The organism is Psychrobacter immobilis (genome assembly GCF_904846225.1).
Lineage (GTDB): Bacteria > Pseudomonadota > Gammaproteobacteria > Pseudomonadales > Moraxellaceae > Psychrobacter > Psychrobacter immobilis_F.
Window position 1 is genome coordinate 164,798 of the sequence record NZ_CAJGZJ010000002.1, and the last position, 24,734, is coordinate 189,531.

At 41.3% G+C, this 24,734-nt stretch carries 21 protein-coding genes; 10 read left to right on the forward strand and 11 right to left on the reverse strand.

The genetic code is table 11. The annotated features are described in order from the left end of the window. Positions 1-180 precede the first annotated feature (180 nt). The 3 genes from JMX48_RS02345 (at position 181) to JMX48_RS02355 (ending at position 2,968) form a co-directional block, all read left to right on the forward strand. On the forward strand, positions 181-1,545 hold the full coding sequence (locus JMX48_RS02345; protein WP_201533853.1) for a 5-(carboxyamino)imidazole ribonucleotide synthase: 1,365 nt from the start codon (positions 181-183) through the stop codon (positions 1,543-1,545). Beyond that, positions 1,545-1,994 carry a YaiI/YqxD family protein gene (locus JMX48_RS02350; protein WP_021814375.1) on the forward strand — a complete coding sequence of 150 codons (450 nt, stop codon included), beginning with the start codon at positions 1,545-1,547 and terminating at the stop codon, positions 1,992-1,994. Before JMX48_RS02345 ends, JMX48_RS02350 begins: the two co-directional genes overlap by 1 nt. A gap of 335 nt (positions 1,995-2,329) precedes the next feature. Further along, positions 2,330-2,968, forward strand: coding sequence for an NAD(P)H-binding protein (locus JMX48_RS02355; RefSeq protein ID WP_201533856.1), 639 nt, complete (start codon positions 2,330-2,332; stop codon positions 2,966-2,968). Between the two features lie 102 nt (positions 2,969-3,070). On the opposite strand, the gene epmA is transcribed toward JMX48_RS02355, so the two are convergent. The 3 genes from epmA to JMX48_RS02370 form a co-directional block, all read right to left on the reverse strand. Then, the gene (epmA, locus tag JMX48_RS02360) at positions 3,071-4,099 is read right to left on the reverse strand and encodes an EF-P lysine aminoacylase EpmA (protein WP_201533858.1); all 1,029 of its coding nucleotides are present in this window, start codon (positions 4,097-4,099) and stop codon (positions 3,071-3,073) included. A 76-nt stretch (positions 4,100-4,175) separates the two neighbouring features. After that, on the reverse strand, positions 4,176-5,321 hold the full coding sequence (locus JMX48_RS02365; RefSeq protein WP_227687856.1) for a 4-phosphoerythronate dehydrogenase: 1,146 nt from the start codon (positions 5,319-5,321) through the stop codon (positions 4,176-4,178). A 64-nt stretch (positions 5,322-5,385) separates the two neighbouring features. Beyond that, complete coding sequence (locus JMX48_RS02370; protein WP_201533859.1) at positions 5,386-6,513, reverse strand: AI-2E family transporter; 1,128 nt, start codon at positions 6,511-6,513, stop codon at positions 5,386-5,388. Positions 6,514-7,338: 825 nt separating this feature from the next. On the opposite strand from JMX48_RS02370, the gene JMX48_RS02375 reads away from it, so the two are divergent. The 3 genes from JMX48_RS02375 to JMX48_RS02385 all read left to right on the forward strand — a co-directional run bounded on the left by JMX48_RS02375 (position 7,339) and on the right by JMX48_RS02385 (position 11,628). Then, on the forward strand, positions 7,339-9,024 hold the full coding sequence (locus JMX48_RS02375) for an NAD+ synthase (protein WP_201533860.1): 1,686 nt from the start codon (positions 7,339-7,341) through the stop codon (positions 9,022-9,024). A gap of 427 nt (positions 9,025-9,451) precedes the next feature. Next, the gene (locus tag JMX48_RS02380; RefSeq protein ID WP_201533861.1) at positions 9,452-10,726 is read left to right on the forward strand and encodes a hemolysin family protein; all 1,275 of its coding nucleotides are present in this window, start codon (positions 9,452-9,454) and stop codon (positions 10,724-10,726) included. A 176-nt stretch (positions 10,727-10,902) separates the two neighbouring features. Next, the gene (locus tag JMX48_RS02385; protein ID WP_201533862.1) at positions 10,903-11,628 is read left to right on the forward strand and encodes a phosphatase PAP2 family protein; all 726 of its coding nucleotides are present in this window, start codon (positions 10,903-10,905) and stop codon (positions 11,626-11,628) included. Positions 11,629-11,681: 53 nt separating this feature from the next. Here JMX48_RS02385 and JMX48_RS02390 read toward each other — a convergent pair whose 3' ends face one another. Next, on the reverse strand, positions 11,682-12,398 hold the full coding sequence (locus JMX48_RS02390; RefSeq protein WP_201533863.1) for a YggS family pyridoxal phosphate-dependent enzyme: 717 nt from the start codon (positions 12,396-12,398) through the stop codon (positions 11,682-11,684). Between the two features lie 544 nt (positions 12,399-12,942). Here JMX48_RS02390 and JMX48_RS02395 point away from each other — a divergent pair. Then, positions 12,943-13,998, forward strand: a complete 1,056-nt coding sequence (locus JMX48_RS02395) for a type IV pilus twitching motility protein PilT (RefSeq protein WP_201533865.1) — start codon at positions 12,943-12,945, stop codon at positions 13,996-13,998. Positions 13,999-14,166: 168 nt separating this feature from the next. Further along, positions 14,167-15,288, forward strand: coding sequence for a PilT/PilU family type 4a pilus ATPase (locus JMX48_RS02400; RefSeq protein WP_201533867.1), 1,122 nt, complete (start codon positions 14,167-14,169; stop codon positions 15,286-15,288). A 329-nt stretch (positions 15,289-15,617) separates the two neighbouring features. Here JMX48_RS02400 and fur read toward each other — a convergent pair whose 3' ends face one another. Next, complete coding sequence (fur, locus tag JMX48_RS02405) at positions 15,618-16,052, reverse strand: ferric iron uptake transcriptional regulator (RefSeq protein ID WP_201533869.1); 435 nt, start codon at positions 16,050-16,052, stop codon at positions 15,618-15,620. A 326-nt stretch (positions 16,053-16,378) separates the two neighbouring features. Between fur and JMX48_RS02410 the strand changes: the two genes are divergently transcribed. Beyond that, positions 16,379-16,798: an outer membrane protein assembly factor BamE gene (locus tag JMX48_RS02410; protein ID WP_201533872.1), complete on the forward strand. Its 420-nt coding sequence runs from the start codon at positions 16,379-16,381 to the stop codon at positions 16,796-16,798. Between the two features lie 47 nt (positions 16,799-16,845). Here JMX48_RS02410 and JMX48_RS02415 read toward each other — a convergent pair whose 3' ends face one another. From JMX48_RS02415 to JMX48_RS02430, 4 genes are all read right to left on the reverse strand, one after another. Continuing rightward, a complete protein-coding gene (locus JMX48_RS02415) occupies positions 16,846-17,298 on the reverse strand; it encodes an RnfH family protein (RefSeq protein ID WP_227687857.1) in 453 nt (150 codons plus the stop codon). Then, positions 17,217-18,359, reverse strand: a complete 1,143-nt coding sequence (locus JMX48_RS02420) for a hypothetical protein (protein ID WP_201533875.1) — start codon at positions 18,357-18,359, stop codon at positions 17,217-17,219. Before JMX48_RS02420 ends, JMX48_RS02415 begins: the two co-directional genes overlap by 82 nt. 473 nt (positions 18,360-18,832) lie before the next feature. Then, positions 18,833-19,501: a c-type cytochrome gene (locus JMX48_RS02425; RefSeq protein ID WP_201533878.1), complete on the reverse strand. Its 669-nt coding sequence runs from the start codon at positions 19,499-19,501 to the stop codon at positions 18,833-18,835. A gap of 316 nt (positions 19,502-19,817) precedes the next feature. Further along, on the reverse strand, positions 19,818-20,153 hold the full coding sequence (locus tag JMX48_RS02430; RefSeq protein WP_201533881.1) for a c-type cytochrome: 336 nt from the start codon (positions 20,151-20,153) through the stop codon (positions 19,818-19,820). 674 nt (positions 20,154-20,827) lie between these two features. Between JMX48_RS02430 and yihA the strand changes: the two genes are divergently transcribed. Further along, entirely contained in the window at positions 20,828-21,598 is a 771-nt protein-coding gene (gene yihA / locus JMX48_RS02435) for a ribosome biogenesis GTP-binding protein YihA/YsxC (protein WP_201533884.1), read from the forward strand. A 144-nt stretch (positions 21,599-21,742) separates the two neighbouring features. Here the strand turns inward: yihA and JMX48_RS02440 are convergent, their stop codons facing one another. Beyond that, complete coding sequence (locus tag JMX48_RS02440) at positions 21,743-22,456, reverse strand: HAD-IA family hydrolase (RefSeq protein ID WP_201533886.1); 714 nt, start codon at positions 22,454-22,456, stop codon at positions 21,743-21,745. 132 nt (positions 22,457-22,588) lie between these two features. Continuing rightward, positions 22,589-23,599 (reverse strand): RluA family pseudouridine synthase, encoded by a 1,011-nt coding sequence (locus JMX48_RS02445; RefSeq protein WP_201533887.1) that lies wholly within the window; start codon positions 23,597-23,599, stop codon positions 22,589-22,591. Positions 23,600-24,734 lie beyond the last annotated feature (1,135 nt).

Sequence of the window (24,734 nt, forward strand, 5' to 3'; positions counted from 1 at the left end):
TATAGCAAGCACTGCTGATACCAATGACCCAGCTATAAAAGGTTTTTACTTGATACTTTTTTTAGATGGTCTTTACTTAATACAAGGTGCATACAATGCACCTTTTCCTATTTTGATAGATTAATTTTCAGATTTTAATACACCAAAAACATTATTCATTTTTAACTTAAAGAGCCTGCCATGACTACAGCAAACGCTTACCCTGTTACCCAAACCATTCGTACCATCGGTATTTTAGGCGGTGGTCAGCTTGGTATGATGCTTGCCGAAGCCGCCTTACCATTAGGCTATCAGTGTGTGTTTTTAGAAGACAATGCTGATTGCCCCGCCAGTTTATATGGACGCGTCTTTCATAGCGAGCAACTAGAAGCATTCATTGCAGCGGCAGATGTTTTTACGCTGGAGTTCGAAAACACGCCAACGTCGACGGTCAAGCAACTGACTGATTTATCAAAATCAGGTAGTAAACACGGCATGTTTCCACCGCTGATTGCCCTTGATATCGCACAAGACCGCTTAAAAGAAAAGCAGATGTTTAATGTGCTTGATATCGCAACCGTTCCCTTTAAATCCGTCAATTCTGAAGCTGAATTACAGCAAGCGTGTGATGCATTGGGACTGCCAATTGTGCTGAAAACCAGCCGCGGCGGTTATGATGGTAAAGGTCAGTTTGTCATCAAGCAAGATAGTGATATCAAAGCGGCTTGGCAAGAGCTCAAAGACGCTGTTAATGGCAAAGGCTCACTGACGCCAACGCCCGCCCCCTTGATTGCAGAAGGCTTTATTAACTTTAGCCGTGAAGTTTCTATTATCGCAGCACGAGGACAAGATGGTCAGGTACGCTGTTATGACTTGGTCGAAAATCATCATCATCATGGTATTTTGGCCAAGACTCAAGCGCCTGCCGTTGGTACCAGCCATTTGCTCAAGCAAGCAACCGATGCCATTACCACGGTTATGGATCATTTAGACTATGTTGGGGTTATGGCACTTGAGCTGTTCGTCACCAAAGACGCGCGCGGTCATGACTCTGTACTCGCTAATGAGATTGCGCCGCGTGTGCACAATTCTGGGCACTGGAGTATTGAGGGTGCGGTCACCAGCCAATTTGAGAACCATATTCGCGCGGTGGTCAATTTGCCATTGGGCGATACAGACAATGTACATCCTGCGATTATGCTCAACGTGTTGGGACAATATCCCGATATCAGCGCGGTGCTAAATATTGATGGCGTGCACTATCATAGCTATCACAAGGCTGAGCGTGACGACCGTAAAATTGCTCACATTACCTTGATGCCTAATGACGTGGCTAATTTAGAGACTGCTTTAGCCAAGCTCGTTACGATACTGCCCAATAAAATGGGTCTTGATAATAAATCGATGGCTGCTGTTGATCTGCCAAAAATGGTAAATAATCCAACTATTACCGACACTGATGACGCCTTAGAAAATACCAGTTTCACCATTACCAATGTCACCACTAAGAGCAATCAAACAGACAGCGTAGATGCTAAGGCCACAGTGAAGAAGGCTAAGAAATAATGCAGATTTGGGTGGATGCCGATTCAGTGCCACTGATCGCCAAAGATTTGATCATAAAAACCGCTGAGCGTACGCAAACGATGGCGATATTTGTCGCCAATCAGCCAATTAAGCTGCGTAAGTCACCGCTACTTGTCATGACAGTGGTGCCATCAGGGTTTGATAAAGCCGATGATTATATCGTGGAGCAAATACAACCCGGTGATCTCGCTATCACCAGCGATATTCCTTTGGCCAATGACATTTTGGACAAAGGCGGTATGGTATTGACGACGCGCGGTATGGTTTACGATAAAAACAACATCAAGCAAAAACTCAACATGCGCGACTTTATGGACACGATGCGCGGCACTGGTGTGCTAGAGCTACAAGAAATGAGCGGACAAAAGCCTTACGGCGACCGTGACAAAAAAGCGTTTGCTGATGGTCTCAATCGTTTGGTACGTTAGTACTTCTCATCATTGCCATGTGATATCCATTTTTTCTAAACTATCTTTTTTCACTTATCTACTCTTACCTTTCTTATCAATCCTTTGCTCTTACTTCCTTGCAAACGGTATACACTCTATAACCAAACACTATGCAATCAGCACGCTTCATAACGAAGTGTGACGCCTATTCTTGTTACGCTATGCTCAGTTTTAATCCAATCCCAAAAGACGTGATTAGCCATTTCGAACTCGTTTAGCCTACTAGATGTAGTGCTTTTACTCGTTTTTTGCTACTCAAATTTTTGGAAATGGTATTACTATCAATAAGCATATAAATAAAAATAGGAATGATTATGAAGATTTTAGTAATTGGCGCTAGTGGTCGAGTGGGAACTGATTTAGTTAAGCAGCTATTAGCAGAGAATCATCAAGTTATCGGCACCACACGTCAAGAAAAGATATTATTTGATGCCGACAATTATAGCCAAATTGACTTAGATATCACCGCTGAAAAAGACGCCATTCAAGATCAAATGGACAAAGACATCGACGCGATTTATTTCGTGGCAGGTTCTGGTGGTAAAGATGTCTTAGAAGTCGATTTGCATGGTGCCGTTAAGACCATGCAGGCCGCGCAAGACAAAGGTATCAAACGCTATATCATGCTTAGCGCCACATTTTCACTAGATACTAGTAAATGGGACAGCCCTGCCATTATGAACTTGAAAGGCTACTACATTAGTAAGCATTATTCAGATCATTGGTTAGTGAATGACAGTACGCTTGACTACACCATCGTACAGGCTGGTGCATTAAAAGAGAAAGCAGGCACTGGTAAAATCACCATCAACGATAGTGAAGCTGGTGAAAATACAATTGAAGATGTCGCCACTACATTAGCGGCAGTGTTGACCGCTGACAATACCATCAAGCAAGTTTTTGGGCTTCGTAACGGTGACACGCCAATTAAAGAAGCGATTGCCAGCTTATAACCACTCTATTCGCAAGTTAAAAACTTATCAAAAAAATGCGCCCTAGTTTAGATACTAGGGCGCATTTTCGTTTTATTAACTCTAAACCTTAAATGTGTAATGCTAAGCCAAACCGCTAGGAAAAGAAATAACGTCTTCTAAGCTACTCGCTCCCGTTATCACCATAAGCAATCTGTCTAGTCCAACCGCAATACCGCTACAAGGTATGAGATCATCAGAGGCTCTAATCAAATGCTCATCAATTGGCATGGATGGTAGATTATGACGCTGACGCAATTGATTGTCTTGTTCAAAGCGTTTTTTTAATGCTTGTCCATCTGCCAGCTCATCATAAGCATTGGCAATCTCAACCCCATTGATATACAGCTCAAAACGCTTCGCCACGTTGTTCCCTTCTTTATCGAGGGCAGTTTTTGCTAATGCCGCTGTAGCAGGTGGATATTCTATAATCAATGTCGGTAAATCATGCCCCAGATTTGGCTCGACCGCGTGGCTGAATAATAGATCAAGCCAGCTTTGACGACGGTCTTGTTCGCTATCTGTGCCACAGCTTGCTTCACTATTAAAATCAAACCCCGTCAGACCTTTGTCTTCTGCCACTGCTTGTAGAGCAGACAGACTGGCGGTCAGCGGGTGTATGCCAACGAAGTCCATAAAAGCATCAACATAGCGATAGTGATTCATCACAATGGGATAGCCATAGAGCATTTCTAATAATTCGCCAACCTCAAATGCCATATCTGCCAAGCTATAATTTGGCTGATACCATTCCAGCATGGTAAATTCAATATTGTGCCTTACGCCTATCTCATTGTCTCGAAATACCGGACAAATCTGATAGATAGGCACTTGCCAAGTGGCCAATAAACGCTTCATGGCAAATTCAGGTGAAGTATGCAGATAATAAGTACAGGGTTTATCTTGGTAAGTGACTTGCGCCGCAACTGATTGTAAAAAAGTATCAGTATTGCCTGCTTGCGATAGTAGCGGCGTCTGTACTTCTAGCACTTGTCGTTTAATAAAAAACTGACGAATGCAATTCATGAATTGTGCACGCTGCTGCGCCATAGCAAGTGACATGGTGGGCGCGTAGCTGGGCTTGTGATCAGACGAATTACTGGCTTGGTTCATTATTATCTACTGCGACTGACGAATAATAGGTTTTAAAGGGTATTTTTAAACCAGATTTATAAAGGGTTTTTAGCTATTAACATTGCCATTCACGGCGTAAATGATAATCGTGTCTTAGCCGATCAAAGTCAGCGCCACTTACTTGACCATCAACGGCCTCTTTTCTTAATGCCGCATCATCTTGCCTGATGTCATAAAACTTGACTAGCTTATCTGGATGCGCTTTTAATTCTGACCATAAAAACATATTGAGTGGCAATAGTGCCTGCATAGATTGGGCGGGTATCACTGCCAATTTTTCACATAGGGCATCATAGATGATTTGTGTACCGCGCAGCTTGCCTTCTACCGTGTAGCCGGCGATATGCGGTGTGGCGATGGCAAGCTTGGATAATAAATGCTCGGCAATTTGCGGTTCATGCTCAAACACATCAAGCACGACTTGTCGCGCAGTACGTTCGATATCTGCTTCAAGATCGCTTGCATCAATAACAGGCCCACGCGCGCTATTAATCAGCATCGTCTGAGCTGGCATCATTGCCAACGTCTCTGCATTGATTAGATGACGCGTTGGATAGTCAAGATCGCGGTTAGCGCGGTTAGTACGCTCAGTATTTTCGTCTTTTTTATCCGTACTTTTTTTGTCCGTAAGTGGCACATGTAAGCTGACAACATCACTTTGGCTAAGTAATTGCGCGAGACTAGCATTGTTGATAGTTGAGGGCGGTAGCAATGGGTCGTAACCCAATACCTGCCAGCCCAAATCATTTGCGTAGCCTGCAAGCGTATTGCCAATATTACCCAGTCCAATAATACCAAGCGTCATTGATTGCTGCCAATACTGCGGACGCAAGGTCAAAATAGCCGTCAAAACATATTGCGCGACAGAATGCTTACTACAACCAGCAGCATTGGCGAACGTAATATGACGCATCGTCAAATAGTCCTGATCGACATGATCTGTACCGATAGTCGCAGAACCAATAAATTGCACACTCTCATTATCAGCCAATAACGCCTCGCCCACTGGCGTCACAGAACGTATTAATAAAACATCAGGTTGCAGATCTGCGAGTAATTGCGCATTGATATCACGTCCAGCAACGGTGACAATATTCACGGTCTGCATCGATGCTTGCCCAAGCGTTGACGCATTAAAAAAATCGTCCAAGTTGGCGATATTGCTATCAGCGATAATAGTGATATTTTTCGTGGTATCCATTCTGCCCTTCATCATATTTGCAACATTATTAATGGTGACTTTGTCTATAAAAGTATCTGAATATTTACTCTGCTTTATCAATGGGTGGCAGCGCTTGGCTATCTGATAACACCACTTCTTGTGGCGCAAATAGCTCATTTTTATGATTTGAAATCCATTCGCGCCATACCGCCAATCCGATAGCCAGTACCACAGGGCCAATAAACAAACCGACAAAGCCAAAGGCTGTCAGACCACCCAATACGCCAATAAAAATGATGATAAAAGGAATTTTGGTCGCGCCACTAATCACAATGGGACGAATTAAATTGTCCACCCAGCTAATCACTAAAGTGCCCCACAGCGCCAAACCGATTCCTTCTACGGTATGACCTTGGCTCAACAACCAAATTGATACCCCGCCCCAAACGAATGGCGTACCAAATGGAATCAATGCGATGATAAAAGTGACAATGGTCAATAAAATAGGACTTGGTGCGCCAGCGAAATAATAACCAACACCCGCAAGGAGCGCCTGTGCCAATGCCGTCAGCCCGATGCCATATACGACAGCGCGCGTCGTCGTGCCTACAGAGTCAATATATCCATCAATACGATTGCCAATGATATTGCGGAGCGCTTGACGAATCTGGCGAACCAAACTGGTGCCGTCACGGTAAAAAAAGAACAATGTCATTAGTGCCATGCCAAGTTTGGCCAAAACACTGAACACCACATCAAATGCTACTTTGCCATAATACAGATGCGACTGAACCCACATACGAAAAGCTTCAAGCGTTCCCTCGGGATTTTTATTGATTCTCCACAGCACATCTTTGACTTGCTGACCAACGATAGGCAGGTCTTTAATGGAACTAGGAACGTCTAAATAGCCAACTTTTATACGATAAACCAAGTTGGTGATTAAGCTCAAAGCCTCTTGCTGTAAGATAAAAACACCAATAACCAGCGGCACACCTATCATTAACGATATGCTAACGGTCATGATAGCCGCGCTAAAATTCGGACTCAGCTTAACTTTTTCATAAAAAAAGTTATAAATTGGAAAGGTAACATACGCTAAAATTGCCGCCCAAAGTGCCGGTACAATAAAAAACTGTATCACCTGAAAACACAATACGAATAACGCCACCAATAAAGTAATGGCCAGCAAGCGCTGAATAATAAATTCTTTTGTCCAATTTTCAATCATAGCGTATAAACCAAAAGCAGACAGCAAGGATTTATCGTGACCTTGCTGGCAAGTTTATAAATGTGTGATGAACATCAACTTATAGACCATGTCCATAAACTGTATTCATTAGCGAGGGTCGTAAATCATCTATATACAGACAAAAAATATAAGTAAAATCCACTTTATGAGTGTCAAACCATAAAACACTTTACCATGCTTACGGTCTATAAATCCTATTAAAACAGGTAAGATTCAAGCAATGGTGACCGCTCATTATGCAATAAAATATGATAATTTTATAAGGCTATGTTGTAATTTTTACTTACAATTTTATCTGTCTAAACTTACTATACAATTACAATAATGAATAGAACCTCATACATGCGTTTAGTAGGTAAAAGTCATATATTTGAAGCCTGTTTTGTATTGCGCGCTAAACTGACATCTCACAAGGTAATTCACTGGCGCGTTCTATCTGCGGCGACAATTAATGTTATACTAAAGCAATTATTTTAAAGTTTTCAACGTAGTTAAGTCGGTTTTGCTTTATTTTTGTGATGCTGATACAGACAGATCATTTTTCAAACTGTAAATTAAAACCCGCTGTTATCGTCCTTCTCTAAACTATTATAAGATCTAACTTTTAGAGTGGCGCCATAATTTTGGATATTGTGCGTAAACGTTATATAAAGGTTTGCGCAATTTTTAAGCTCATCATATGGGTTCAACATTCGCGCTCAATATGAAAGCGTACTATTTTTTAGTTAATTTCGGATTTTATTTCATTTTAAATCAATATTGATCCACCAAATTTTAAATACTATATCGATAGGAACAATAACAATGTCAAAAGACACTGATAATATCAAACCCTCAAATGAGGCCAATAATACCAACAAACCACAAGATACTGTTACTTTTGCCTTAGCGCAGTCCCATTTCTTAGTAGGTGATATCACAGCCAATACCGAAAAAATGCGCGCACTAGCATTACAGGCCCGCGAACAAGGCGCAGATGTCATTATTTTCCCAGAGCTAGCCCTTTTAGGCTACCCTCCTCAGGATTTATTACTACGCCCAAGCTTATCAGGCCGTGTCAAAAACGCGTTGTCGACCTTGAGTGATATCAATGATATCGTCATGATTGTCGGCTACCCACATGTCGATCATCACGGTACTTTTAACTCTGCTGCTATCTTGCATAATGGTCATCAAAAAGGCTTTTATCATAAGCAAATTTTGCCAAACTATGGCGTATTTGATGAGCGCCGTTACTTTGACAAAGGTCGCAACCAAGTTTTGTTTGATTATAAAGGCATTACTATTGGCCTACTCATCTGTGAAGACTTATGGGAAAAAAGCCCTATTTCTGAGCTTAAAAAGCAAGGCGCTGACCTCATTGTTAGTTTAAATGCGTCACCTTTTGAGATCGAAAAGCAAGCCAATCGCAAAACGATGCTGGCCAAACGTAGCAGTGAAAATAATTTGCCTATCCTCTATGTCAATGCAGTCGGCGGTCAAGATGACTTAGTGTTTGACGGTGGCTCTATGGCAGTACAAGCTGATGGTAGCATCGCACACGAAGCGCCGCGCTTTATGAATCAATTATTATTGGCTACCTTAGATGTCAAGACGGCCAAATTTAACAGCCAGTCTAAAGCGCCATTGACGCTGAGCCTTGAGTCAGAGATGTATCAGGCATTGGTTGTCGGCCTACGTGACTATGTCAATCACTCAGGATTCACGGGGATTATTCTTGGATTATCAGGTGGTATTGATTCGGCTTTAACGCTATGTATCGCCGTTGATGCCTTGGGCGCTGATAAAGTATATGCGGTGATGATGCCTTATGAATATACCTCTCAAATCAGTTTAGAAGATGCGCAAGCACAAGCTCGTCGCTTGAATGTCTCTTATACGGTTTGCCCTATTTTTGATGCAGTTGAAGGCATCCGTCATACCCTCGCTCCGTTATTTAATAAGTCGCCAGCAGACACCACGGAAGAAAACATCCAAGCGCGTGCTCGCGGTGTTGTTTTGATGGCACTGTCCAATAAATTCGGTCATTTGGTCATCACCACGGGTAATAAGTCAGAGTTGGCCGTTGGTTACTCAACATTATATGGCGATATGGCAGGTGGCTTCGATGTGCTAAAAGACGTTTATAAATCACAGGTTTATAAGCTCGCTAGTTATCGCAATCGCTTAGAAGACACGCCAGTTATCCCTGAGCGCGTCATTACTCGTCCGCCGTCAGCAGAGCTACGCCCAGATCAAAAAGATCAAGACAGCTTACCTGATTACGATGTATTAGATGGCATCCTGATGTTATATGTTGATGGAGATATGGGCTATCAAGATATTATCGATAAAGGTTTTGATGCCGATATGGTCGCAAAAGTCATCAAGATGGTCGACAATAGCGAATACAAACGTTTGCAATCACCCATTGGCACTAAGATTAGCCACAAAGCTTTCGGACGTGAGCGCCGCTATCCATTGGTCAATAAATGGTCAATCAAAGGATAAATCTGATTAAGTAGTACAGCTTCTCCGACTTCTATTATTTAGAAGTTGGGAGGACGCCAATACTCTCATTTTTTAAAGAAAATTATTTTTTCTGATGAGCTGGGTACTTGCCCAGCTTTTTTAGTGGCTGTTTTTTAGTATCTATTTCTTTAGTGGCTATTTTTTTAGTATCTATCTTTTATTACCTATAAAACCCAAAATTTTTATAGATATAGTCAGTGGAAATTAATATCGATACATCACGTCCTGCTGATATCAATTTTTTGTGGCCTCTGCCTGCGCAGGCACAGCAAGCAAAATCGATATCAGCAGTACCGTAGCGTTTTTAGGGTAATTTGACTGTAGCACCTTCCCTGTGGTTCTAAACAATCCTTTTTAAATTCTCTCACCTTTATTTTAACCTCTCTATTTTTTTACCGAGTCTGTCATGAGTTTGCTAACCGCTAGTGTTTTCCTCTTGTTACTGCTTGCCCTAAGCGCTTTTGTTTCTGCTGCCGAGATTGCTATCGCAGCGGGTCGCAAAATTAAGCTGCAAATTATGGCAAAAGAAGGAGAAGTCCGTGCACTTGATGTCCTCAAAATGCAAGAGCACCCCGGCAGCTTCATCACTGTCGTGCAAGTGGTTTTAAATGCAGTCGCTATTTCGGCAGGTGCGGTAGGAGAATCTGCTATCAGCCCTTATCTACAGCTGTTGGTGAATAATGAAGCGGTGTCATCCGTTATATCATTCGTAGTGATTACCAGTTTGTTTTCTTTACTCGCTGATTTGATGCCCAGACGTTTGGCCATGTCAAACACTGAAGTTATCGCTGTGCGGCTTGTACGACCCATGATGCTACTAATTTTTATATTTAAACCCGTGATTTGGATATTTGATGGTGCGGCAAATCTCATTTTTCAGCTACTAGGTATCTCAACCATACGCCAAGACGATATGACGCCAGAGGATATTTATGCCGTCATGGATGCAGGTGCCGAAGCGGGTGTACTCAAAAAGCAAGAACATCATCTGATAGAAAATATCTTCGATATGCAAGAGCGTACGGTGACTTCGGTGATGAACCCACGCGAAAATATCGTTTATTTCGATACCAAGACCACAACAGAAGATGTCGTTGAGGTCATGATTGAACAACCACATAACAAATTCTTGGTGTGTCATGACGATGATTTGGAGCATATCATCGGTTACGTAGAGTCACGCAGCTTTTTAGCATTAGTCTTGAACCAGCAAGAAGTCAGCTTGACAGACAAAGCCCTGCTCAAGCCAGCACTTTTCGTGCCTGATACTTTGTCTTTGTTTGAAGTGTTAGAGATGTTTAAATCTACTGGTGCTGACTTTGCTGTTATTGTTAATGAATACGGCTTAGTAGTCGGAGTCATCACACTCAAGGATGTGATGAGTATCGTCATGGGTGAGCTTGTGACAATGGAGGAGCAGCCGATTGTCCAGCGTACTGATAATTCTTGGTTAATCGACGGCATGACGCCCATCGAAGATGTGGTGCGCGCTTTAGATATTGTCACTCTACCTCGCAGTGAAAACTATGAAACTATTAGTGGTTTTATGATGTATATGCTACGCAAAATTCCAAAGAAAACAGATACGATTGAGTATGCCAATTATCGATTTGAAATTATCGCAACCGATAATCTCAAAATCACTCAGTTGTTGGTCACCAAGTTTGAAGACATTATATAAAAATACACTTTTTATAAGTGCTTGACCGCTGATAAAAGTGGATTAAATGGCTGTAAAAGCTTGATATCAATTTATCAAAGTAAGGCTATCCGGTATCGATACTTGAAGAGCGTTAATGTACGTTTTTTACGCACTCATTTTAATGATGATAGGTTTATTCAAAAGGTCAGCGCATTATGGAAGCAGAAAATAAGAAAGCGAGCTTTCTGGCTATCATTTTGATAGTCGGCTTGGGAATAGCGAGTATTTTTATTTGGCTTTTTTTGGAGCTGGCAGAAGAGGTTTTTGAAAATGAATTGAGACGTTTTGACAATAGTGTCATTGCTTCTTTCAACGCTATAAAAACGCCTACGCTTAACGCTATTTATACTTTGATCACCGAACTGGGCTCTGTCTGGTTTCTGACCAGTTTATCGGTTCTAATGATTTTATTACTGTGGTTTAAAGCCAAAGATAAATGGGGGGCGCTTTTCTTTGTCATCGCGATAGGCGGCAATGGTGCGCTAACTTGGTTGTTAAAACAGGTTTATCACAGAGGACGTCCTTCCATCAATCAAGCCATCGATGCGATTGGTTTTAGCTTTCCGAGTGGACATTCAATGGGATCAGTTGTTTTTTATGGTTTTCTCATCTATTTGATCGTACGTAGCGACCATAGAAGGGTATTCAAAATAGTATCGTCCATAATTTTAGTCACTTTTATTGTCTTAATTGGAACCAGCCGAATTTACTTAGGCGCTCATTTTCCAAGTGATGTGGTTGCAGGTTTTTTGGCAGGAACGATCTGGCTAATCCTCTGTTTATTAGCGCTCGAATGGATACAATGGCAAAGCAATAGCCAAGTGAACCCTGTCCATGCTTTGCAAGAATTTTTAATCTCCAGCTACAAATTACTGAAGTAGAAACGCGAATGCTGATGAGTCATTTATAAAATAGTGACTTCATTTAAGTTCAATCAATCACGTTCACCAAAAATTGCCGTTCCAACACGCACCATGGTAGAGCCGCTAGCGATTGCCTCTGTCATATCGCCACTCATGCCCATACTTAATGTATCCCAGCCACTCAGCTCTGGGTAACGTTGTTTAATTTCTTCGAATAACTGCTTGGTTCGAGCAAATGCATTGGTGTCTGCCTGAGCAGGAATAATCATCAAACCACGCAACTGGAGTCGCTCGTAGCCTTTAATCGTCGCTATCAACTCAGGCAATTGGTCTGGCAAACAACCTGATTTGCTTTCTTCGTTATCAATATTTAATTGAATCAGCACGTTTAATGGAGACATCTCAGCGGGACGTTGATCATTGAGACGCTTGGCAATAATGTCTCTCTCGACCGTTTGTACCCAATCGAAATGTTCGGCAATATCTCGAGTCTTATTGCGCTGAATACTGCCAATATAATGCCAAAAAATCCCATCACATTCAGGCTGTTCTTTTAGCATAGTGATTTTTTCGATGGCTTCTTGCAGATAGTTTTCACCAAAATGACTTTGCCCTTGCTTGGCCAACGTAGCAATCATATCAGCAGGTTTGGTCTTAGAAACTGCCAGCAGGACAACACTCTCACTCTTTCTTCCCACATGATTACAAGCATCGGTCAGCTGTTTGCTAACTTGTTGCCAATTATTAACCAAATTTTGGTTATCAATGTTTTGTTCAATATTACTCATATACAACTCACCAGGATGATTTAATCAGACATTTTTGATATTCGTTAACAGTAGCTTTCAACAAGAATTATGATTTTGTTATAAAACGCTTCATTAAGAAAATTCGGTATTTACTAGAGCGTGTTCTCATTTTGAGAGTAATCATAAAAATGAGATAAATGACAGTTAAATGAGTAAAGTAGCGCAGATAGCATAAATAATATTAGGATATTAATCAGCCATTTAATGATATTTGGTGAAATTTAGCGACTTTCAGCTCATTTAGATACTTTCTCTTGAACTAAGGATACGCTCCAATATATTTGCTACTTATCAGCATAACTAATTCTACATCTTATTGGTGTGATGGATGGTTAATTACCAGCATTCTTGTTATTGTATTGTTACAGATATTAACATATGCTACTAAATATAGTAATAATGGTAAATAATTTCACCTATCCTTTACTGAAGTAATTGGCTCAATACGGGTATCTATCGAATGCAAACATACCCTTTTACCATCCTTTATCTTACCCTTATTGATTGATAGGAATATCCGATTATGGCTGAAAAAAGCAGTTTAAGCATTGAAGACTTACTTCGCTTTACCGTCAAACACAAAGCGTCAGATTTACATATTTCAGCCGGCATGCCGGCCATGATTCGTTCAGATGGTGAAATGACACGAATCAATATGCCTTCGATGACTCATCAAGTGGTACATCAACTTATCTATGACATTATGAATGATAGGCAACGCGCTGACTTTGAGGAGTTCTTTGAAACAGATTTTTCTTTTGAGATACCCAATTTAGCACGCTTTCGAGTAAATGCTTTTAATCAAAACCGTGGCGCGGGCGCTGTCTTCCGTACTATTCCCTCCAAAGTTTTGACTATGGAAGACTTGGACATGGGAGCAGTATTCAAACGCATCTCAGACTTCAAACGTGGCGTAGTACTAGTCACCGGACCCACAGGTTCAGGTAAATCAACCACGCTGGCGGCTATGATTGACTATATTAATGAAACCCGTAAAGAGCATATTTTAACCATTGAAGATCCGATTGAATTTGTCCATGAGTCTAAGAAAAGCCTGATTAACCAGCGTGAAGTTCACCGAGACACCTTGGGTTTCGAGCCAGCGCTGCGCTCTGCACTACGTGAAGATCCAGATGTGATTTTGGTTGGTGAGTTACGTGACCTTGAGACCATTCGCTTGGCATTAACGGCAGCAGAGACTGGTCACTTAGTATTTGGCACTTTACACACCAGCTCAGCAGCGAAAACGATTGACCGTGTTATTGATGTGTTTCCCGCAGCAGAAAAAGATATGATTCGTGCGATGCTGTCAGAATCGCTGCAAGCCGTTGTCTCACAAACACTTCTTCGTCGTCAAACCGGTGGACGTGTTGCAGCACATGAGATTATGCTGGGCACACCCGCCATCCGTAACTTGATACGTGAGAATAAAATTGCCCAAATGTACTCTGCTATCCAAACTGGTGCAAGCGATGGCATGATTACGCTTGATCAAACGCTTAAAAACCTAGTGGCAAAAGGCACTATCAGTAAAGACGTTGCCCGCCCTTATGCTAAGCAACCTGAAGCATTTTTGTAGTATTACCAATCGTGTGTCGCTATTTCTCTTGTCGATATAGAATTTGTCGTTATCGATATAAGGCAGAGTGTCACACGACACACTTTATTTCTACTGGTCATCATTAGCAACGCTTAAACTATGATGTCAGATATTTTTTAACTGATTTACATCAAGTGCAGATACGATATGGACATTGATAAACTATTGCAATTAATGATCAATAAAAACGGTTCCGACCTTTTTATTACCGCTGACGTCGCCCCTTCCATGAAAATAAATGGCAAAATTCTGCCAGTGGGTAAAACGCCGTTAAGTGCTGAGCAAACCATGAGATTGGTTAAAGGTGTGATGACACCAAACCAGCAAAAAGAGTTCGAAGAAACGAATGAGTGTCAATTTGCCATTGCTGACGAGGCGCAACAAGCACGTTTTAGGGTCAGTGCTTTCATACAGCGTGATATGGCTGGGATGGTTTTACGAAAAATTGAGAATAAAATTCCGACTGTTGAAGAGCTACGTTTACCACCAGCGCTAAAAGAGCTGGCAATGAAAAAACGAGGCATCATTTTATTGGTGGGTTCGACAGGCACGGGCAAATCCACCACGCTTGCGTCTTTGATAGGACATCGCAATCAAAACTCTCATGGTCATATTATTACTATTGAAGATCCCATTGAATTTGTCCATCAACATCGCGGTTGTATTATTACCCAGCGTGAAGTCGGTATCGACACACACTCGTTTGAGACAGGTCTAAAAAACACCTTACGCCAAGCACCTGATGTCATTTTAATTGGTGAGATTCGTAACCGCGAGGTCATGAGCTATGCCATTCAATATGCCGAAACAGGGCATCTGGTTTTTGCAACCTTGCATGCCAACAATGCTAACCAAGCGATTGACCGTATTATTCACTTTTTTGAAACCAGTCGTCACAATCAATTACTGATGGATTTGTCCCTTAACTTGCAGGCCATTGTCGCTCAACAACTTATTCCCACCCCTGACGGTAAAGGACGACGTGCCGCTATTGAGATTTTATTAAACTCACAGCTGATTAGTGATTATATTCGTAAAGGTGAGGTTCACGAAATCAAAGATGTCATGACGCGCTCACGGGACAGCGGTATGCAGACCTTTGACCAAGCTCTCTTTGATCTATATGAACAAGGGGAAATCACTTATAAAGAAGCGATTCTTCATGCTGACTCTCCTAACGATTTACGCTTAAAAATCAAGCTTAGTAGCAAAAACGGTAAAGGTAATTTGGATGAAGGCGCTGATAGTTTATCATTAGATATCAGCTAGATATTTTGATCTGGCAATGTTCGCTCTCAATCTTTGCAAAAAATGTAAAGTCTTTTATGAAAAAGCCCTCGTCATCAATAACGAGGGCTTTTTTGGCTTGAACACAACAAGAGGCAAAAACTCTGTTTAGCTTACTAGAGTCTGTTCAAAATAAAACCGATACGTTAGTAGCTACGTGCTACTGGGATAAATTTTCCTGGCGTGCTGTTCGCAAGCATGACAGAGGTTGCAAAAAATCTACCCCAGCAGCACTGTATCGGATTTAAAGTAAATCGACTGTACTATAAATTTAACTATTCTAAATTCAACTGCTGTAAATCCAACCGCAACTACTTTATGGTGTCTCTACATTCTTGGTCAGCACAAATACCATAGAGCACTAGTGAATGACCTGATAGTTTAAAGCCATGATCCTTCGCCACTTTGAGCTGCTCCTCTTCGATCACCTCATTATGAAACTCTATAATCTTTCCACAAACATCACAAACCAAATGATCATGATGTCCTTCTTGGGTAATCTCAAACACTGATAAATTGTTTTCGAAGTTATGGCGCTCAACAATGCCCGCTTGCTCAAACTGTGTCAGCACTCGGTAAACAGTCGCTAAACCCACATCTTCACCTTGTTCAATAAGCGCCTTATAAATCTCTTCTGCACTCATATGGTGTAGCTCGGCGCTCTCAAGCAGCTCTAAAATCTTGATGCGAGGTAACGTAACCTTTAATCCGGCTTTACGTAAATCTTGATTGGTAAAAGAAGCCATAATATTCCTTTTGACTGTGACAGTCTTAATAAATAAAGAATCGAAAATATAAGATAAAGAATCGTGATGATTATTTTTTATTGAAGATAAAACATTTTATTAACAGCAAACCGACTTATAGCAACTAAACCTTTGCTCTATTATTTTTTGAGGTAATCCCAACGCAAGTCTATGAATTTAAAATATAAACAATAAAATCATTCAGGTATCATTTGGTAAATAATGTCGTAAGTGGTAGGAAATTGCAAGTAAATGACGTATCATTTGTCCAAGATTATCGGTCAGACGAGCACCAAACAGCTCTGGCCGTGCCTAATTCATTTCTTATGAGTCATCTTACCATGATAAAGACATTAACTTTTCGTCCGTTAAGCTGTACCAGTGCATTACGCAAGCTTGTTATCACCAGTATGCTTAGCGCTGCTGTCGCTATGTCTGGCTGCTCATTACTGAGTGTTTATAAGATTGATTTGCCACAAGGCACGCCTATTACCCAAACGCAGGCGCAAAAATTGCAAGTGGGTATGAATCAAAACCAAGTACTTTATATCCTTGGTAGTCCAGCGATTAAGGACACTCTTGAGCCTAAGCGCTGGGATTATATTTATGACTATCAAGCTGGCACAGATGGCAGCCGCAAAGGTATCGCCGATGTCAAAAATGCCAGCCAGCATTTGGTTATCTACTTTGATGATCAAGGTTTAGTCACTCGCATCGAAGGCATAGAAAGCCTTCCCGCTGCCTAACTAAAATGCTTAGCCAAGACGCTTAACAGCCTTTAACCGTTAATCACTCAACCTCGAGATTTGCTTTTGCGCTGAGACATTGGATCAGCGCTTAAGCTGCGATATACCTCAATACGGTCAAAAGGCTGTAACTGATAATTAAGCGGCTGCTTTTGTGCATAAATCCCTACATGCCAGCGCTTAGCCGTCGGCGTAGTAATATCGACCACCTCCTTACACCATCTTGCTAGCTCTGGAAACTTCGTTAACCAGCCCGCTGTCCTTAGCGCCTCATACAAACTGGTACCGTCACTGACTTGTAATGCTAAATAGTGCTGACGCTGTGCATCCTCGGCATATGCCAAATATACTGTCATGAGCAAAGCCTGTTCGGACTGCCTCGCTGCATCATTACTAATAGTTTTACTCTCATCCGCTATTAGCTCAACCACTGCATCACCCAACCTATCAAGGCTAACAATAGGGCCAATGGCACGACCAGACGCATCGCTATCCGCCATAAGTTATAAAAAGCTTCATTACCAAAGTTCAATGACTTGCGCAAATGACTGATTTTCATCTTCCAGCCCACAAATAGCGATAACAATAATACCGCCACGCTACTAATAATGACCAAAAGACCTACCAGCCAAGTACTCGGAATGGCAATGACCAATACTAACGCTAACACAAAAGTCACTACCAAACTGATCAATAGCCCAAACTTATGCGCTAATTGCTGGGTACTATAATGTAACAAGTAACTGACGACAAACAGCACGCCTACCCAATATAGCAGCTGTCCAATCGGTGATAATGATAGCCCGCTCATAAATAGAGCGATGACCCCAACGACTAATTGCAATAGCCAAATGGGTAAGACCAATTTGGTCGCGCGGTATTCAGTTGTAGTACGATTGCGAGCGGAATTTTGCGTGTTAAGATTGCTGGCATCTACCGCTGTTAGCGCTTGTTTAGCCAATAAGTTTTGGCCAAACCAATATAATCCTGTGCCTGCACCAACACTGACCAACGCTAGCGCCACTGCGCGTGCCCATTCACCCAAGCTGATATCAGTCATGGCAAAATCAATATGAGGTAAGCCATTGGCCACACCCAGCAATAACCCTAGCACCATGAGACCCAACCCAATCGGTAAGGGCGCTACGCCAAGCAAACTTAATAAAATGGCAATAACCATCAACCCTGCAGCAATTGCAAAGCTTGGTACAGTGGGTGCACTATTGAGCTCGGTCAATGCCGCTAATATACCTGTGCTGGCGCCAGATATCACTAATGCAGCAATAATAATAGATACTAGCGCTGCCAACCAACCAAAGCTGCGCCATACTGGACTGGCATCGGCTTCCCGAGTGAGCTTTTGCATACCTGCCAATGGCGCATCGACGCTACGATAGGCCAATGCAATCTCAGCATAAACCACTGGCAGTGATACCACGACCATGGCTAATAGCCACAGTAACCAAAAATCAATCTCACCAATGGATGCCGGTACAAACCAGCGAAACAGTAGTAACGGTAGCAGTGCTGCAATAAAATAAGAAGCATAACGGATCATCATAATCTAAATCCAAACGACCTAAAGTGAATAATAATAATTTATAATCATACAGAGCGATGATATAGTCAGTTCAAAATAAAATCGATACGTTAGTAGCTAAGTGCTACTGGGATAATTTTTTCTGGCGTGCTGTTCGCAAGCGTGACAGAGGCTGCAAAAAATCTACCCCAGCAGCACTGTATCGAATTTAAAGTGAATCAACTATAAGAATCTGTCAGTGATTTTATCTTTATATTGTCTCTATAATATGAGGGACAAACAGTTATAAAAAAACCCCGAAATCGGGGTTTAATAGTTCAGTGATTTTAATAACTTAACAACTCTAAAAATTCGGTAATTCTAAAAACTTAATAACTCTAAAAGCTCAATAATTTCAATAACTCGGTAATTCTAAAAACTTAGCAATAACGAATAGACGGTTAAGCGCTCAGAAACTTTATTTAAAAAAACAGAGCAAGTAATCGTGCATAGTATTAATGAATAGCGCTGATGTAATCTGACAACATACGAATATCACTATCCGATAGCTTCGATGCTACTGTCTGCATCATACCCATCTCGCCTTCTTTCGCTGCGTCATTGACACGCTTCTGATCATCGCTATCAATATCATCAACGCGGCCAGCGGCACGGAATAGTTTTAGCTGAGTAGAGATGTATTGTGCATGCTGACCACCTAAACGTGGGAAAGCCGCCCAAACATTACCAGCAGCATCTGGACCATGACAGCCTGCACAGCCGATTACGCCACGTGACTTATCACCGCCCAAGAAAAGTTTGGTTGCCTTTTGGTTGGTCGCAGGATTACCAAAACCGACGCCCCAAGGTGCTTGACTTGCATAATAACCCGCCACATTGGCCAAGTCTTGCTGAGATAGGTTTGCAACTTGTGATTGCATGATACCGTTTTTGCGGTAGCCTGCTTTGAAGTTAACCAGTTGTTTGTAGAGATACTTTACGTTTTGACCACCTAAATTAGGCTGTGCTGGAACCACGCTAACACCATCAACGCCATGACAAGCGGCACAAACAGTTTCTGCAATTTGTTTACCAGCATTAATGTCATACTCAGGAACGACAATAGCAGCTTGTACGCTGAAACTTGCAACGCATAAGCTGGCAGCAGCGATTAACTTTTTCATTGATACAAATCCTACTAGCTCGGCGTAAGCATTATTTAGAGTGATTGCACTGATTAGATACCCAATATGAGCTGCCCTACTATTGGCAAGGCAGATACAAACTTTAAGGTCTTGACACAAACAATCTGGAAGTACTTACTAACATCAGGGTTTATTTTCAATTATTATAGCAAGACTTTGTAGTATTTGCTTACTTAATCATCACATTAGCCAGTTTTTCTAACGATGCACTAAAGTGCTCACTCAAAATAAAAAACGCTAACGTTTATGAACCCAGCGCTTTATTTTAAACCGCTCAATTTTATTTATATCCTAACTATTTACTCATATATTCAATCAGCTTGCGATAGTCATCATCGCTACAGTTATTACAAAGCCCGCCCGCTGGCATTTGAGTCATCCCATTTTTAACTGACTTGATTAGCGTTGGCATGCTTTTCTGATTTATAAGCTGCTGCCATTTAGCACTGTCGCCTTTTTTGATGGCATTTAGCGCGCCACTATCGTGACAGGCGGCACATGAGTTATCATAGGTGGTTGCAATATCGGCAGCAGTAGCACTGGTCATCATGACACTAGTTAATAATACGGCAGCACTGCTCCCCAATAAGATGCGATAAGTTTGGCTAAAAAGCGTGGTGATTGACAACATAGAACACCTCCTTTGATGTTTCACTCATTTGATCAACCATTCTATTAAATGGTGTTCATTTAACCTATCTGATTAAATATTGTAACAATTTATGTCATATACAGATAGATAAATATAGTTTGGTTTTAGTAACGCGTTTGACGACCGTCATAACTTTGCTAATGACGGATTAATTTTAGTGTTATGCTGTCATTTATATGACGTTAATCATCGTTATTTCAATAAGTAAAACAGATAATAGTATAGAATGGTCAGTAATTTTGAACAGCTGTTTTTATGACTAATACGCCTTTAAAATGAGTGCGAATAGATTCTCACCATGTTTTATCCAATGCATTGCCTTAGGGCGTGTTTGATCCTTCAACCATGGCACTGACAGGAATTATTTTTTAGGCGATTCGACGTTAAAAATCGTAAGTTTAGTCATTCTAAGCGTCTTTTTTTAACAATGAAGCGGCAAAAAAGAGTTCTGTCCCTATGGGCTGATGCTAAAATTACCCCATACTGCGTTGCAATTCTAGCTAAGGTATTAACATTATCGTCGACTTGCTCCTTGTCTGGCGCTATTTGAGCCATCAGCAGTGCCTATTTGTGAATACTCAAACACGCCCTAATATCCAGTAAATTAAAATTTTATACCCGTATCCAATTTCTTGAAGATTAATGAGCCATTTATGAATACCCCGTTTACAGATGTTGCCGCCGAACATGCGCTGTTCAACACCAAGTCTCGTCAAAAAATTCAACAAACTGAATTTATGACATCAGCGCCGACTTTTCGCCTTTGTCCACCTGATATGGGTCTAGAAGTCGCCTTTGCAGGACGCTCAAACGCGGGCAAATCCTCGGCTATCAATGCTTTAACCAATCAGCGCCAACTGGCACGCTCGTCCAAAACCCCTGGTCGTACGCAGATGATTAACTTTTTTAGTATTGGTAATACTGAGAGGCGTTTGGTAGATTTGCCAGGTTATGGCTATGCGGCTGTACCGCTTGAGATGAAAAAAGAATGGCAGATTGAGCTAGAAGAGTACTTAGTGTCACGCTCAAGCCTTGCCGGATTAGTACTTATGACTGACATTCGTCATCCATTAAAATTCTTTGATGAGCAAATGTTACGTTGGGCAAATGATGGTGATCTGCCAGTACATATCTTATTGACCAAAGCAGATAAGCTTAAGTATGGCGCTTCTAAAAACGCCCTACTCAATACTCGCAAAAAACTCAAAAAACTCGGATTAAACTGCACCATTCAGTTATTTTCAGCCTTGAGAAAAGAAGGTCTTGATGAGCTGGCTGGCGTAATGGGCAACTGGTATGAGTATCAGCTCGATGCCGATAAAATTATTGAATCCTCTTTTGCGTTGCTAGAAGGCGCTGAGTTGGAAGATGCTATTGAAAAAGAAAACGTTCAAAAAGAAGATGCTCAAGAAGAAAACAAATAAATATCATAGTCCTAAATCAAAAAGGGTTTATCGTTATTATCGATAAACCCTTTTTTTATTATTTAAAATGATTTCTATCTAGGGCATGTCGTCAATTAGATTATGAGCATTAAAATGCATCAATGTGCTAGTTGATGACACGTCCTAAGCACACAATAGCTCTGCCAACACTTGCGGCGTGTCAACCTGATACGTAGGCTGCTGCGCTGCGAGCTCCTCCTTAGTTGCCGCACCATAGTTGACCGCGATACTGGTCATACCAAGCTTGTTAGCCATTTGAATATCATAAATACTATCACCGATAAAAACCGCATCAGAGATCTGCTTCTGCGTATAAGTCAAAATATCGGTCAGCATCTGCGGATCGGGTTTTGATCCGGCCTCATCAGCGCAGCGTGTCATGACAAAATATTCCTGACTTTTAGAGGCCTCTAGTACACGATCTAGCCCTTTTCTTTTTTTGCCCGTGGCGACTGCCAGTCTTTTACCGTCATCTTGTAAAGTCTGCAACATATCTTCTATCGAAGCAAAAAATGGGGTGCAATGACTGTTAGCAATATAGTAATCAGCATAACTTTGCTGAATAGCAAGCTTTTGCGTGCCATCTGCTTGAGGGTATAAAATATCAATACCATTCATTAAGCTCAATCCGATAATGTCTTGTACTTCTTTATCGGTCGTCTGAAATCCGTGCGCTTCTCCTGCGATATGCATGGATTCAACGATTAAGCCAATTGAGTCCATCAGCGTGCCATCCCAATCAAAAATAATCAGCGTCTTATCTGCTAAGAGATGATTGGCTGATAATGGCGTTCTTTTGGCAGCGGTAGAGATATTGGTGACATATTTTTCACTCATAAATAGACCTTAGCGAAGAGCAATAATAAATGGTAGATAGGGAGACAGATACGAAAACGTCACGGCGGCTTATTCATAGAAATAAGATATCGTGACGCTTAACGTTAACACTTAAAAATTCTATTTGGCTACTTATTCGGGCAACGTGATCGTCTCTGGCAACCAGTCTGCCATATCGTCTGGCAGTGGTGCAGTGATGGTCTCATAGCCTGGAATGTCTAAACGCCACGCATGCAGACACAGACGATGGACGCCTGATTTGTCATGTACGTTGTATTTATCGTCGCCCAAGATCGCATGACCGATATGAGCCAAATGCACACGGATTTGATGGGTGCGGCCCGTCAGTGGTTTGGCTTCAATTAAGCTCACTGGCTGATTGGCAATCATAAAACGACCATGTACGACAATGTCGGTCTGGCTTTCTTTTGCTTGCGAGTCTTGCGCATCTACTTTGACGCGGCGCTCACCACTAGCGAGCGTGTAGCGTAGCAATGACGCATCGATACGTTGCTCATTTAATGCAGGCTGACCTTTGGCGATGCATAGATAGTGTTTTTGGATGGTTTTGTCGACCAAATGCTGCTGCAAGGTTTTTAACGCTGAGCGCTTTTTAGAAATCATCAACAAACCTGAGGTGTCTTTATCGATGCGATGTACCAGCTCTAGGTATTTTTTACCTGTCACTTCACGCATGGCTTCGATAACACCAAAGTCCAAACCACTACCGCCATGAACAGCAATACCAGAAGGTTTATTAAGGACTAGCATGCCCTCGTCTTCATAAACCACACGTGCCAATAAGCTTTTGGCAAATTCGGTGCTGATGATTGGCTTTTCACGGGTAGCAAGTACCACCGGCGCGATACGTACCACGTCTTCACGCTGTACTCTATCGTGTGCCTTGCAGCGCTTATTATTGACTCGTATTTCATCTGAGCGAATCATTTTATAAATATGCGGTTTTGGCAAACCTTTCAAGCGATTCAGCAAAAAGTTATCCAAGCGCTGGTCATGTTGATGACGCGTTACTTCAAGATAATTTACTTTGCCAAAGTTGCTGATTTCATCGTCAGCGCTTTGCGGGCGTGTTTTGCTATTAAAAATAGCAGGGGCTTCAGGGGTAGGTGCGTCGTCAGTCATTTTTGAGTTCGTCATTTTTAGTTAGGTATTTACACAAAGATTTGTTATAGTTTAGCATGTTGAGCGACAATTAAGCAGAAGCTGTGGCAATAATCATTGTTGCTTCAGATAGCAGATTACTATTTTTACGACTTATTAGTAAAGAGGTATAAGCCGTATACCCTGTAGAGATTGGACGTTTCATCTGATTTTAGGGCGTATCATCTGTTTACAGATATCAATGATAGATATTCATAGATACGACCTCATAAATTGAAGGAACCGTACTGATTGTACTCAGTGATATAAAATAATCAGTACCATAAAATAAATAGTGACACTAAATACCTTTGTGTTAAAAAATTCAGTGTTAATAAATTTGGCAAAGCGCCTGTTTATCAACCGATAATGACACTACATTAACTCACAACCCGCATGACAACGACTTTACTTGATAACTGTTTATTATTTAATAACTGGTTATCTGATGGTCCTTTACGCGAGCGTAGTCGAGCAAGTATGGGTTGTTTAACATTAGGATCGAAAAGTATATCGATAGCTGCCTAAGTATTGGTGGTCAAACAGATGGCGAAAATTAAGATTTAAATATAGCACCACACCGATGATTTGGTCATTTATTCTGTTTGCCAAGTACGCCCCGCTGATAACCAAAGCTGCGATACCTAATATTAAAACATTCCAGATATGATTAACGTTATATGTGATAGAACGATAAATAAAGAGTAACCAATTGCTTCACCTAGATAAATAATTGCTGGAGACTGCTACTTTATATAATAGCACTCACAACAGCGAGATTATTGTTAGACTTTGATGGATAGATTGCAACAGCACGATACTGCTTGAGTATCAGTATTTTTAAACCAGTAACCGCCAGTACTCACTCTTACAAAGTGCGCTGCCATAGCTACCAATAAAATTTACTGATCATTTACTAGTACGCTGACGCATGAATACTTAAACCAAACCTACCAATAATAGGATATAAATACATAGCTTTACACCCTATAGCATTTATATTTTCGTTAGCATTGCTAATGCATTTTAGGTAAAAATAAGCCATTGAAAAGCCAACGTGCTTTATGAAACCCACGATTTACGTTCTATTGTTAATTAAAATCTGACCATGCTAATT